This window comes from Thalassospira profundimaris WP0211 (genome assembly GCF_000300275.1).
Classification (GTDB): domain Bacteria; phylum Pseudomonadota; class Alphaproteobacteria; order Rhodospirillales; family Thalassospiraceae; genus Thalassospira; species Thalassospira profundimaris.
The window spans coordinates 356,814-369,300 of the sequence record NZ_AMRN01000002.1 but is presented as its reverse complement, the minus strand read 5'-3'; the positions used below and the strand labels follow the sequence as shown (position 1 = coordinate 369,300).

General features: G+C 54.8%; 12 protein-coding genes and 1 pseudogene. 3 read left to right on the top strand and 10 right to left on the bottom strand.

Annotated elements, in window-relative coordinates:
- Positions 1 to 118 precede the first annotated feature (118 nt).
- Together TH2_RS05965 and TH2_RS05960 are read right to left on the bottom strand one after the other, a co-directional pair.
- The gene (locus TH2_RS05965; protein ID WP_008889505.1) at positions 119 to 1,153 is read right to left on the bottom strand and encodes a TRAP transporter substrate-binding protein; all 1,035 of its coding nucleotides are present in this window, start codon (positions 1,151 to 1,153) and stop codon (positions 119 to 121) included.
- A gap of 152 nt (positions 1,154 to 1,305) precedes the next feature.
- Complete coding sequence (locus TH2_RS05960) at positions 1,306 to 2,322, bottom strand: aromatic ring-hydroxylating dioxygenase subunit alpha (protein WP_008889504.1); 1,017 nt, start codon at positions 2,320 to 2,322, stop codon at positions 1,306 to 1,308.
- 175 nt (positions 2,323 to 2,497) lie between these two features.
- Here TH2_RS05960 and TH2_RS05955 point away from each other — a divergent pair, with 175 nt between their 5' ends.
- Together TH2_RS05955 and TH2_RS05950 are read left to right on the top strand one after the other, a co-directional pair.
- A complete protein-coding gene (locus tag TH2_RS05955; protein ID WP_040822962.1) occupies positions 2,498 to 3,220 on the top strand; it encodes a GntR family transcriptional regulator in 723 nt (240 codons plus the stop codon).
- A gap of 133 nt (positions 3,221 to 3,353) precedes the next feature.
- On the top strand, positions 3,354 to 4,319 hold the full coding sequence (locus TH2_RS05950) for a PDR/VanB family oxidoreductase (protein WP_008889502.1): 966 nt from the start codon (positions 3,354 to 3,356) through the stop codon (positions 4,317 to 4,319).
- 41 nt (positions 4,320 to 4,360) lie between these two features.
- Here the strand turns inward: TH2_RS05950 and TH2_RS05945 are convergent, their stop codons facing one another.
- The 8 genes and pseudogenes from TH2_RS05945 to TH2_RS21700 all read right to left on the bottom strand — a co-directional run.
- Positions 4,361 to 5,644: an amidase gene (locus tag TH2_RS05945; protein WP_008889501.1), complete on the bottom strand. Its 1,284-nt coding sequence runs from the start codon at positions 5,642 to 5,644 to the stop codon at positions 4,361 to 4,363.
- Positions 5,645 to 5,690: 46 nt separating this feature from the next.
- Positions 5,691 to 6,374: a DUF2848 domain-containing protein gene (locus TH2_RS05940; protein ID WP_008889500.1), complete on the bottom strand. Its 684-nt coding sequence runs from the start codon at positions 6,372 to 6,374 to the stop codon at positions 5,691 to 5,693.
- A gap of 128 nt (positions 6,375 to 6,502) precedes the next feature.
- Complete coding sequence (locus tag TH2_RS05935; protein ID WP_008889499.1) at positions 6,503 to 7,783, bottom strand: TRAP transporter large permease; 1,281 nt, start codon at positions 7,781 to 7,783, stop codon at positions 6,503 to 6,505.
- On the bottom strand, positions 7,780 to 8,328 hold the full coding sequence (locus tag TH2_RS05930) for a TRAP transporter small permease subunit (protein ID WP_008889498.1): 549 nt from the start codon (positions 8,326 to 8,328) through the stop codon (positions 7,780 to 7,782). Before TH2_RS05930 ends, TH2_RS05935 begins: the two co-directional genes overlap by 4 nt.
- A gap of 28 nt (positions 8,329 to 8,356) precedes the next feature.
- On the bottom strand, positions 8,357 to 9,409 hold the full coding sequence (locus TH2_RS05925) for a TRAP transporter substrate-binding protein (protein ID WP_008889497.1): 1,053 nt from the start codon (positions 9,407 to 9,409) through the stop codon (positions 8,357 to 8,359).
- 54 nt (positions 9,410 to 9,463) lie between these two features.
- Complete coding sequence (locus tag TH2_RS05920) at positions 9,464 to 10,300, bottom strand: putative hydro-lyase (RefSeq protein ID WP_008889496.1); 837 nt, start codon at positions 10,298 to 10,300, stop codon at positions 9,464 to 9,466.
- A gap of 77 nt (positions 10,301 to 10,377) precedes the next feature.
- A complete protein-coding gene (locus TH2_RS05915) occupies positions 10,378 to 11,070 on the bottom strand; it encodes a substrate-binding domain-containing protein (protein ID WP_238538670.1) in 693 nt (230 codons plus the stop codon).
- 39 nt (positions 11,071 to 11,109) lie between these two features.
- Positions 11,110 to 11,283, bottom strand: a pseudogene (locus tag TH2_RS21700) (helix-turn-helix domain-containing protein); the annotation flags it as partial.
- A 225-nt stretch (positions 11,284 to 11,508) separates the two neighbouring features.
- On the opposite strand from TH2_RS21700, the gene msrP reads away from it, so the two are divergent.
- Positions 11,509 to 12,477: a protein-methionine-sulfoxide reductase catalytic subunit MsrP gene (gene msrP, locus TH2_RS05910; protein ID WP_008889494.1), complete on the top strand. Its 969-nt coding sequence runs from the start codon at positions 11,509 to 11,511 to the stop codon at positions 12,475 to 12,477.
- Positions 12,478 to 12,487: the final 10 nt, after the last annotated feature.

The following is a 12,487-nucleotide window of genomic DNA, read 5'->3' as shown; positions in this document are numbered from 1 at the left end:
GGCCCGGAACATTCCGGGCCGTTTTTTATATATGTGCGTCACAAGAACACCACACCCTTGCGACGCACGATGCCTGTGACCGGGAAAGGAGCAACCCGATCAGCGGGCTGAAAGCTACTTACTGGCTGTGTTTGGCAATCGCCGCACGCGCAGCCGCAACAATGGCGGCACCATCGACACCCTTGTCGTTCATTTCCGCGATCCAGCGATCAATCACTTCGTCGGCCTTTGCGGCGAACTTTGCGGTTTCATCGGCTGAAAGCGTCACCAACTCGCCTGATTTGGCGAAAATCTCTTCACCGCGGGGTTCAATCGCATCCCAAGCCTCGCCAATTTCACGGGCGATATTCTGGCCAGAGTTATCATCGATAACCTTCTTCAGATCATCTGGCAGGGCTTCATAGCGATCCTTGTTCATCGCAAACATGAAGACCAGCGTGCCAAAACGGACACCCTGATCCCCCTCGATGGCATACTGGGTCATATCCGGGATCTTGAACGGAATGGCAACCTCATGCGGGATCAACGCACCATCCACGACACCAAGCGACAAGGCCTGCGGCAAATCTGGCACCGGCATACTGACCGGCTGTGCGCCCCAGCTTTCGAGCATCCAGGCGCCGGTGCGCGACGGTGCCCGCAGTTTCATGCCTTCGACATCAGCAAGGCTTTCGATCTTTTTCTCGGTGGTGAAGATCGCCTGCCCGGTATGGACATGGATCAGCAATGGCTTGATATCGTCAAAGTCCTGCGACAGGTGCTCTTCATAGATATCCTGAATGGCCATGTTGGTGATGGCCGCACTGCCGGTATGAACAAACGGCAACTCGAACACTTCACTGCGCGGATAGACACCCGGCGTATAGCCAAGTGCACTCCAACCCAGATCAACCGCACCATCGCGAATATGGCTGTAAAGCTCGGTTGGCTTGCCGCCCAGCGCCATCGCCGGATAAATCTCGATCTTGATGCGACCGTCAGATTGTTCCTCGATCCGCTGGGCCCATGGCTCAAGGAATTTGGCCTGTGCCGTTGCCTTGGGCCCCAGCACATGTTCCAAAACGAAGGTAAATTCCGGTTCGGCCTGCGCAGAAAGCGCGCTTGCCAAACAGCCAGCAGCAACTGCTGCCGATACAAACAGGCGTTTAAACATTTTCAACCTCAGACGTTTTCCCTGAGTATGCGCTTAGCACCCCCGCCCGCTTGGCACGGTTTTGGCGCGGTGTTTCACAGCACTGAGCGTCTCTCTCTTTTGGTAGCGTTCTTTGACCGGTTCGGATCCGGTTTTGTCTTTTTATGCGTTGGTTATTCCGCCGCAGCAGCAAGTGCCCGATCAATCAGACGCCGTGCACGCACACCGCCCGCATCAATATTGAAGTTCAAAAGCTTGCGTTCCGGATGACGCAGCATGTTGGCCTGCTGACCTTCGACAACTTCAAGATCCTCATAGAACACCTTGGCCTGCGCATCTTTGATGTTCTGGGTCAGGCCGTTATCATCGATGTCAAAGTTGCGCACCATGCCCCAGTAATAGCGACACGTGGTTTCTGTTTCCGGCGTCATGCAATTCACCACAATGCCGGTCACACCTTTCGACCGATCCCCTTGCTGCGCACCGGTCCCGGCCAGTGCAACACCAACATCAATCATGACATTGGATGGCAGGGTAAAGGTACAGATCTGCCAACGGTCACAGACTTCCTTGGATTTCAGGTTATTGGCCCAGAACGGCGGCGGGACAATGTTTTCCATCCAGCGTTCAACCGTGACACTTTCGTCATCGGATCGTGTCTGCGGCAGGCTTTCGGTGATTTCAAGCTGACCGATGCTGGACGGATGCACATACGTCTCGTGGCTCAGATCCATCAGGTTATCGACCAGAAGTTCGTACCCGCATTTCACATCGTACGTCCCGCCATCAAAGACCCAGCCTTCTTCGGATGCATGCGGGATGTCAGGCACAAGTGCCTCGTCAGCCTTTTCCTTGTCGCCGATCCAGACCCAGACAAAGCGGTCTTTCTCGACCACCGGATAGGCGCGGACACAGGCCTCGGGGTGAATGCTTTGCTGGTTGGGCATATGTACGCATGCGCCATCACCATCAAATTCCAGCCCGTGATAGCCACACACCAGACGGTCACCTTCGACATAACCCTGGCTTAGCGGCAGAAGGCGATGCGGGCAGCTGTCTTCAAGTGCGACCAGTGACCGGTCAGCACGGCGATACAAAACGACATTTTCATTGCAGATCGTGCGCGCGACGGGGGTGCGACCAATTTCGCCATCCCAGCCTGCGACGTACCAGAAGTTACGCAGGAACATGTTTCTCTCCCTTGGCGCAAGGCCAATCAAGGTTGCTTGCAGGTGGAATTTTTACCACCAAGATTTCTTGTTATGCTTCTAAGCGTAATCAAATTGGATCCAATTTGGCAAGATGCTTTTTAAACAATTCGATCTGAACTATGATCGCCCGGCAGTCACAAAAACGGAAACCGGCATGAGCAAACACGGCCAGCGCGTCCTGATCACCTTGCGGAAAATGATCGCCAACGGGGAACTTCCACCGGGCGAACGGGTTGCGGAAATCCCGATTGCCGAACGGCTTGGCGTATCGCGCACACCGGTCCGGATTGCCTTTCGGACACTCGAACAGGAAGGCCTGCTGCGCAAAGGGGATCGTCGCGGATACACGGTGCGCGCCATCACCCCGACCGAAATAGCCGATGCCATCGAAGTGCGCGGCGTGCTCGAAGGACTTGCCGCCCGCCTTGCCAGTGAACGCGGTATCTCCCTTCCGGCCCGCAGCCATTTGATTGAATGCCTGTCGACGGGTGACGCCTTGTTTTCCAAGGGATTTCTGACCGATGAAGACATGGAAATCTATCACGATTTCAACATGCGTTTTCACAACACCATCATCGAGGCCAGCCGCAACATCGCCATCGAAGATGCCCTGTCGCGTAATGATCACCTGCCATTTGCATCCGTATCTTCCATCGCCTTTAACCGCGACGACATGACCGGCGAATTCCGCCGATTCAATTTCAGCCATATGCAACATCACATCATTTTCGATGCCATCGATAATGGCCAGGGTGCGCGCGCCGAAGCCCTGATGCGTGAACATGCCAATGCGGCATTGCGCTACACCCAAATCCTTGGTCCAACACAGGATATGCCCGACAACTTCACCGTCATCGAACGCGAAGATACCGCATAATCCACCCTGCCTCGCATTTTCCGATCCCATCAGGTTTGACAAAATTGGATCCAATTGATCTAATCTGGATCCAGTCAAGCCCACAGACAAACACACCCGGAGCAAATCCGGGGGCCTGGGAAGGAAAATCGCCATGCCTGAAGTTACCGTTCAACAGGTCCATGACCTGACCGACCGCATACGCGGTTTTGATCTTGTCGCCACCAACGGCACAAGCCTGCCGCCCGCCGAACCGGGTGCGCATATCAAACTCACCGTCACCGACACAGCCGGCCAGTCTGTTAAACGGTCCTATTCGATCATCAATCCGGGTGAGCCTGATCTGTACCGGATCGCCGTGCTGCGCGAAGAAGGCGGCGAAGGCGGGTCCATGCATATGCATCAAAAGGTCAAAACCGGCGATGCCCTTGAAATCGACCTGCCGCAAAACGACTTCCCGCTTGTAGAGAGTGCGGCCAAAACCATCCTGATTGCCGGAGGCATTGGCATCACGCCAATCCTTGCGATGGCGACCGCGCTCCAACAGGCTGGCAAGGATTTTGTCCTGCACTATGCCTGCCGCAACCACACCGACATGGCCCTGATGACCGAGGTCCTTGATGCCGCCAACGGGCGATGCGCGCTTTATTTCGACGGTGGCAACGCAAAACGTAGCATGCCGCTTGCCAGCATCCTTGGCACGGCAGAGGCCGGCAAACACGTTTATGTCTGCGGCCCGGGCGGCCTGATTGATGCCGTTCTTGATACCGCACGCCGCAATCGCTGGGCGTCGGAGAATGTGCATTATGAACGCTTCACCACGCCTGCCGCACAGCTTGATGACACCAGTTTCGAAGTTCATCTGGCGCAAAGTGGCCAGACCTTCGAAGTCCCGGTTGGCAAATCAGTTCTGGATGTCCTGATAGACGAGGGCATAGATCCGCTTTACGACTGCAAAAAGGGCAATTGCGGGATCTGTACGTCGGTTGTGATTTCCCATGATGGCGATTTATCACATCGCGACGCCTATCTTAGCGACAGCCAAAAAGCCCAAAACGATCAGATGTGCATTTGCGTCTCCCGCATGCAAAGTAGCGGTCGTCTGACGCTCGACCTCTAAACAAAAACGGCCCGGAACTTCCGGGCCGTTTTCTTGTTCAGTCACCTTCTTGAGGCAAACAACGGATCAATCAACCGGGCAGCGGTCAGGATTGCCTGATCATGACCGTGCGGCGCCCCGATCATAAGGGCGGCTGGTGCAACCTCGCCTTTGATCTGAACCGGCATCGACATCGCACAGGCATCGACAAGGTTCAGGTAACCGGTATTGCGCAGCATCAGCGCATTCAGGTTGTCAAAGTCGGCTTCGACCTCGGCAATCTTGGGCGCCATGCGCGGCAAGGTCGGCGCGATCATGACGTCAACATCCGCCATCGTCGTCCCGAACATCGATACAATATCGGTCCGCTTGGCATAGGCGTCGATCACCTCATCACTTGACAGCGTATCGGCAAACTTCATCCGCGACAAAACGCGCGGATCGCCAACGGTTTCAAGCTTTGCGAAATCCTTGGCATAGATCCGGTGCGCTTCAAACGACACCAGCATCTTATTGAGGATCGCGTTCTTGGCGATGAAATCAAAATCGATCTCGATCAGTTCATGCCCGGCGTCTTTCAGCTTTGCGCAGATCATTGCAAAGTCTGCCTTCACCCGGTCATCCAGCCCATCGACAAACGCATTCATCGGCACGCCAATGCGAAGCGATTTTGCCGCGTCTTCCGGCGGTGTCACGGTGATGTCTGTCAGGACTTCAAACGCACGAATGGCGGTTTCAAGATCGCCTGCCAACGGCCCCGGCGTATCAAAGCTCTTGGCCAACGGATGAATGCCCGCCCCCGGCACCGAAAGGCGGCTTGGCTTGATGCCGTAAAGCCCGTTGATCGCCGATGGAATGCGGATCGATCCGCCCGTATCCGTGCCAAGCGCCAGATCAACAATCCCGTGCGCCACGGTCAAACCACCGCCCGATGTCGAGCCACCCGGAATGCCATCTGCATCAAAGATATTGCCCGGCGTACCGTAATGCGGATTAAGCCCGACACCGGAATAGGCAAATTCGCTCAGCGTCGTACGGCCAAACGGAATAGCCCCGGCAGCCTTGATGCGACGCACGCATTCGCTGTCGGCCTCGGCTGGCGCACACCCCTTCAAAAGCTCGGATGCCGCCGTGGTGGCAATGCCCGCCTCGTCATACAAATCCTTGACCGATACCAGCATCCCGGCAAGTGCGGCACCGGGGTTTTGCGCGCAATATTGCTCCGCCTCGGCAGCAGCCTTTAAAATCCGCTCAGAATCAAACTCGGTAAAGATCTTGTCCTTAAGCTCGCCAAATTGATTGACCTTGTCGATTGCTTGTCTGGCCTTGTCAACCATCACGCCCATGGCGGTGCCTCATCCTGTTATGGTGTTGTTCTGACAATGAAATTGCTTATGCGATTTCCGGCAGCTCCCTAATTTCATAGGCGTGCGTGATCGTGCGATCAAGTACTGGATCATGCAACGCCATTTTGAACCGGCGAGCCGGGCGAACCCCGCCCTTTGCGCCAAGTGTACCGCAAAGCATGACAGCAGCAGTGCCGTTGGCAGCATTCCCCATCAGTTGCGATCCTTCGATCAGATCACTTAACGGGCGGACCGAAGCAATCGTTCCTTCCTGATAAAGCACCCAGTCATCGCCATCCTGTTCCTGAATCCAGGACCACATTTCGATCTGCTCGATATGGTCTTTGACCTCGTCAAAGCGCCAGATTTCAGATGCAACGGGTTTCTCGCAAATCTGTTTGGACAGCGCGACTGAGTGGGCTTCAAGCTCGCGATCCGTATGATCGGACGCAAGGCCAAGGTAAAGTTCGCCGTCACAAGCAATCAGGAACGGCTCGACTTCGCCCGATGTTCCCTTTCCAACAACGTCGATACAGGATTGCTGGGTTACCATCCCTGAGGCGGTCCGGTAATAGAGCGGCACGGCTGAGGGCGGTTTGACGCCGATCGCGGCAAGCTCGTCGATATGGTGCTGGATCGCAGCAGCATCCCTGCCTGTCCATCCGGCAACAGTGCAATGGTCGATATCAAAGGTGATTTCGGTCCCTGCCAGGGTAAAGTTCATCTGCATTTCTGGTTCCGATCTTTTTGGAATGATGTGTTGGACACTGGGTCTCAGACAAAGAGGGGGCGCTTGGACCAGATGACACTGGTCCATTCGCCAATTGTTTAAATGGAGGCTTCCTGGCCTGATACGTCTCAGAGATAGTCAGGCAGGAAAAGCGCGATTTCCGGCAAGAAGATCAGACCGGCGATCATCGCCAACATCACAAGAACATAGGGAACAGCACCCAGCATGACCTCGGACAGTTGACCTGACTTTCGGGCACCCTGCACGACATACAGGTTCAATCCGACAGGCGGCGTGATCAAAGCCATTTCGATCAAGACGATCAAAAGGATACCAAACCAGACCTTGTCAAAGCCCATGGCTGTCATGATCGGCACAATGATCGGAATGGTCGCCACCATCAGCGACAAGGTTTCAATAAAGAAGCCCAGCACGATGTAGAGCAAAATAACAACAAGCAACGTCCCCATCGGACTAAGATTAAGTCCGACCAAAAGTTCCTTGAGCTCCCGCCCCATGCCCGCTGCGGTCAGGGTGAAGTTCAGGAAATAGGCCCCGATGATCACCAGCATGATCATCGCCGTGATCCGAACTGTCCCGAGCAAGCACATCTTGATCATCTCGTTCGACACACCTTTGTTAAAGGCGGCAATGATCATGGCGATGGCAACACCGACGGCCGCTGATTCTGTTGGTGTCGCCCATCCGGCATAGATTGATCCGATCACAACAAAGAACAGCAGGAAGATCGGCACAAGATGCCTTAAGCCACCAAACCGCTCCGCCCAGCTAAACGAACGGCTTTGTCCGCCAAGACTTGGCTTCACCTTGCAAATCGCTGCGGTCACAAGCATGAAGGCAACAGCCATCACCAGGCCTGGCACCAGTCCGGCAAGGAACAAACGCGGGATCGATGTTTCGGTCAGGAACCCATAGACAATCAAATTGATCGATGGCGGGATCATGATCCCAAGCGTGCCACCCGCCGCAATGGCACCTGAAAACAGTTTCGGGTCATAGCCCAACTTGTCGGCCTGCGGCATTGCCACAGTCGCAACCGTCGCAGCCGTCGCAACAGACGAACCCGACGTCGCCGAAAACATTGTCGCCGTACCGATATTGGCATGGACCAACCCACCGGGCAGCCATGAGAACCACTTATCAAGGGCTTCATAGGTCTTGGCGGCGATACCACCGCGCACAAGCACCTCACCGAGCAAAACAAAGAATGGGATGGCAATCAGGGTCGAGGAATTTGAAGAAGACCAGACCACCTGCCCCAAACCGCGCAACAGCGGAAAGGGCGTGAAAAACTGATCGACACCGATACCGAGAAGGAAAAGCACAATCCCCACCGGAATGGACAAGGCCAGAAGCCCCAACAGCGAAACCGTAACTGCTGTAATCATGACTCAAGCTCCAGCTCGGACCGGGCACCAACCAAAGAGTCTGCCGTGTCAAAGTTACGGCGCATCAGCAATACCAGGGTAAGGATCACCAACGCACAGGAACACAGCGCAAACCAAAGCCAACCGGAAAACCAGACCAACTGCGGTATCCAAAGCGGTGTTTCAAGCGGTGTGTTCGCGGTCGATCCGCGTTCAATGGTTTTTGAAAGGACCGGCCAGCACTGGATGGCAACAATCGTTGCCACCGCTGCAAGGGTGACAATTGCCAACAAATCAAGGAATGCCTTCCCGCGTTCCTGCAGACGGAGCCGGATAAGGTCAATTCTGACATGCGCCAACTCGGTCAGCGCATATGAAAGCCCCCAACTGGCAACACCGGCCATGACGTAGCCAGAAATTTCTTCGGCACCGCCGAGAGAAATTCCGGCCTCACGTAGCAGAATTTCCGCGATGATCAGGATCACGCTGCCCGTCAGAACAAATCCGACGGACAACGCGATGATGCGATTGGCGCGGCGGATGGCCGCAATCAAGTTTTCGGTCACTGTTCGGGCCTCCGCCAAGCACTGTTAATCAGTTGAGGGGTACGGTAACACCGACAGTCTTGCCGACGCTATCGTTCCAGCGTGCAACCCAGTCATTGCCAGCACGCTCGGCCCACTCGGGCAGAACGGTGGAGGTCAGGATTTCCTTGGCTTTTGCAAGGTCACTATCTGAAACCTCAACAAGGGTCATGCTGGCCGGATCACCTGCCGGGCATGCGCCACTGCCGGTCAGGCAGGCAACATCATTGCTCAATGCATCAGCCGCAGATGCCCATGCAGGGGCCTCGAACTTGGTTTTGACTTCATCCATGATGAAGCTCTGCATGTCCGAAGACAGGCTGTTCCATTTGTCCATGTTCATGGCCGTGACAACCGGGTCCCAACCACCAAGCGGAATGGTCATCAGGTGATCGGAAACTTCCCACCAGCCTGCGCTATAGCCAGACCCAGCACCCGTCACAGCACAGTCAATCACGCCGCGCTCAAGCGCACCCGGAACTTCGGAGAAGGCGACATTCACGCCAACCGCACCAAGTGCTTCGAGGAATTTTGTTGTCATACGACCCGATCCACGGACTTTCTTGTCCTTCAGATCGGCAAGGGAATTGACTTCGCCAGCACAGAAAACAACTTGCGGCGGGTACGGTGCAACAGCAAGAACCTTGGAGTTAAAGCGCTCTGCAAAGATGTCATCGACCATCGGACGGGCCGCTTCGACCATGGCTTTGGCTTCGGCTGCAGTGTTTGCCACAAGCGGTACATCAAGGCCTTCAAGTTCCGGGGCATCACCAACGGCATAGTCACCAACTGTCATCGCAACGTCGAAAACGCCATCATTTACCAGACGAAACACGTCGCCGACACCGATACCCATCTGGTCGTGTGTCGTCATCTGAACCGTGATCTCGCCATTGGAATCTGCAGGCAGGGTTTCGGTCCAGAACGGGCTTTCATACTGCTTGTAAAGCGGCAGGCTGCTCCAGCTGCCGACAACGGAAAGCTCCTCGGCAAATGCCGGGGTGGCGGCAAATCCCGCACCAAGTGCGGAAACTGCCAAAAGGGAAGAAACCATCTTTTTCATGATTTTAAAGTCCTCTCTGATACGTCGATTATGGTTGTTTAGCGTAAGGGTGGTCTAAAGGGAAAATTCCGCGGCCTCGGCAAGTACATCTGTCACCAACATCAGCCCGGGTTCGTGGGTAATGGCAAATTCCGGCATCACATTGCGGATCGCCATTTGTGGCGTGACCCCGCACGCCCAGAAAACCGGAATGTCCCCTTCTTCAATGACAGGTTCATTGCCGAAGTCCGGTTTCATGATATCCGTGATACCGATCTGAGCCGGGTCACCGATATGCACCGGTGCACCGTGGGCCAGTCTGTATCTGTCGGAATAGAGGATTGCCCGGATGGCGTCGCTGGCGGCAAAGGACCGCATCGAGACAACCAGCGGACCGTGAAAACGTCCGGCCGCCGCCGTTTGGATGTTGGTCACATACATCGGCACATTGCGACGTGCATCCATGTGGCGCAGGCGAACGCCACCACGGGTGATGGCGGCCTCAAACGAGAATGAGCACCCCAGAACAAAGGTAACAAGATCATCACGCCAGATGTCCGTCAGGTCGCTCACGCTCGTATAGTCGGCACTGCCGCGAAAGACGCGGTAACCCGGCAAGTCGGTCCGGATATCAAGGTCTTTGCCCAAGGCCGGGATAAACGGAGATCCCGGCTCGGACATGCCGATAAGCGGACAGGATTTTGAATTCTTGGCACAAAACTGCAGAAATTCGTCGGCATAGCTGTTCGGCAAAATCGCCAGGTTCCCCTGAAGATAGCCTGACGCATAACCTGTTGTCGGTCCCGTATGTTCACCACGTCGAATAGCGGTGCGCAACGCCAAAGGCGTCATTGCAGATGCTGACTCATATGCGGTGTCATCGGAAAGGGTGGCGCTTTTTGACGCGTTCATTTTTCAGTCCCATTCACTGCCTCTATTCAAAGATTGAGAAACAGAACTGATCTTGTCAAGTAATCAAATGAATTAATTTATGATCGTTTTTTTAGATCAGTTTGATCAAAGAGTTTCGCTGCCTCGTGAATTGCTCCGCCGATTTCGCTGTTTCGTTCAGGGAAATACGCGATCACAAAATGAAGTGCCGTCAGTGATGCTTCCTGGCACACCGGGATCGGCTTAATATGTTCATCCAAAACGGAATTCTGGACCATCAACCGCGGCAAAACACCTATCCCGAACCCGCCTGCGACAAGGTATTTTACCGTCGAAAGTGACGCCGAACCGTTTAGCGCAGGTTGTGAAATATCCGGGGCAGAAAAGATACTTTCGATTTCACGAAATGGCGGTGTTCCTTTCGGAAAAGTCACGATCGCATGACTTGCCAGTTCGTTAAGCGACAGCGGATTTTCGTCAATTTCCATGTCCTCGGCACAGTACCAGCCAAGCTCAACTGGTTTTAGCGGTGCCGCAACTGCCCCATTTGGAACGGATTCGCGCAGCATGATCGCGACATCGACTTCGTCGTCGTCAAGCGCCCTGCCAAGCTGACCGGAGGTATCAACCGACAGCTCAAAACGAACTTTGGGAAAGTCATCTTTGAGCTTGTTGAGCATATCTGTCAGCAGTGTATGAACAATGGTTTCCGCAACGCCGATCCGGATTGTGCCACTCAGTTCCCCCGGATGGGTAAGTTCTTGCCAGATGCGATCACGGGCACGCGACAAACGCTGTGCTTCCTCAATAAACCGTAACCCCGCGGCTGTCAGGCGCACCTGTCTGTTGGACCGGTCAAAAAGCTTCATGCCAAGCTTCTTCTCAAGACCTGAAACACGAGCTGAAATCGCTGATTGCGACAGATTGTATTTTTGCGCCGCAGCCCTGAAACCACCCGCCTTGATGATGTCTTGCAGAATCTCGATATCCTTGAACTCAAACACGTCACCCTCCCCTTTTGTGGCAATTTGCGATCACATTACCCTTCATCTGATCAGTCTGCACGATCAATTGATTGCAATATTGATCAAACTAAACCCAACGAGCGTAGATCAGTTGTAAGCCCGCTTCGTGCAAGCCACCATTTCACCCGCTGATCACCGAGCCGTGACTTGCCCAAAGCCGGTTTTCAAAGGACATTTAGAAAACCCGCGCAATTGGAGGACGACATGCTGATACGCCGCAAAAAGGGTTGGGAACTCCCCGAACGAGACGCAACGCCGGAATCGATCTACAAAAACCGCCGTCAGTTCCTTAAGGGGATCGCCGCCGGATCGATCGGCGCGACAGCATCAAGCCTCCCGCTGGGCTCTGCATTGGCGCAGGGGTCGGGATCGACTGCCGATCTTTATCCGGTGGATCGCAACCCGGCCTACACGGTCGAACGCGAAATGACCGAAAAGTCCAAGGCGCTGACCTATAACAACTTCTATGAATTCGGATCGCACAAATCGATCTCGCAGGCAGCCCAGGCCATGCGCGTCCGTCCTTGGACCGTGGTGATCGACGGGCTGGTTGAAAAACCGATTGAGATCGATTTCGAAGAACTTGTGCGCAAGATGCCGCTCGAAGAGCGCGTCTATCGGTTCCGTTGTGTCGAAGCTTGGGCGATGACCGTGCCCTGGTCCGGTTTCCCGATGAAGGCACTGGTTGATTTCGCAAAGCCCCTGTCAGGTGCGAAATATGTCGAAATGGAAACCGCCAGCCAAAAGGACACCATGCCGGGCCTGCGTCAGTTCTGGTATCCGTGGCCCTATATCGAAGGCCTTACGATGGCCGAGGCCACCAATGAACTGACCATGATCGCGACGGGCATTTACGGCGAAGAACTGCCCAAACAAAACGGCGCGCCGCTGCGTCTGGTGACACCGTGGAAATACGGCTTCAAGAACATCAAATCGATCGTGCGCTTCACCTTCACCGACACGCGCCCCAAAAGCTTTTGGGAAGACATCAACGCCGATGAATATGGCTTCTGGGCCAACGTCAACCCGGAAGTCCCGCATCCGCGCTGGTCGCAGGCCTATGAGCGGCTGCTTAATAACGGCGAGAGCGTCCCCACCCGGATCTATAACGGCTATGGCGATTATGTCGCCGATATCTATAAGGGCATGGAAAACGAGCGGCTGTTTATGTAGCCCGTGAACC

Coding starts and splice junctions, on each gene's coding strand:
- TH2_RS05965 (WP_008889505.1), bottom strand. CDS start 1,153: ATGTTTAAACGCCTGTTTGTATCGGCAGCAGTTGCTGCTGGCTGTTTG.
- TH2_RS05960 (WP_008889504.1), bottom strand. CDS start 2,322: ATGTTCCTGCGTAACTTCTGGTACGTCGCAGGCTGGGATGGCGAAATT.
- TH2_RS05955 (WP_040822962.1), top strand. CDS start 2,498: ATGAGCAAACACGGCCAGCGCGTCCTGATCACCTTGCGGAAAATGATC.
- TH2_RS05950 (WP_008889502.1), top strand. CDS start 3,354: ATGCCTGAAGTTACCGTTCAACAGGTCCATGACCTGACCGACCGCATA.
- TH2_RS05945 (WP_008889501.1), bottom strand. CDS start 5,644: ATGGGCGTGATGGTTGACAAGGCCAGACAAGCAATCGACAAGGTCAAT.
- TH2_RS05940 (WP_008889500.1), bottom strand. CDS start 6,374: ATGCAGATGAACTTTACCCTGGCAGGGACCGAAATCACCTTTGATATC.
- TH2_RS05935 (WP_008889499.1), bottom strand. CDS start 7,783: ATGATTACAGCAGTTACGGTTTCGCTGTTGGGGCTTCTGGCCTTGTCC.
- TH2_RS05925 (WP_008889497.1), bottom strand. CDS start 9,409: ATGAAAAAGATGGTTTCTTCCCTTTTGGCAGTTTCCGCACTTGGTGCG.
- TH2_RS05920 (WP_008889496.1), bottom strand. CDS start 10,300: ATGAACGCGTCAAAAAGCGCCACCCTTTCCGATGACACCGCATATGAG.
- msrP (WP_008889494.1), top strand. CDS start 11,509: ATGCTGATACGCCGCAAAAAGGGTTGGGAACTCCCCGAACGAGACGCA.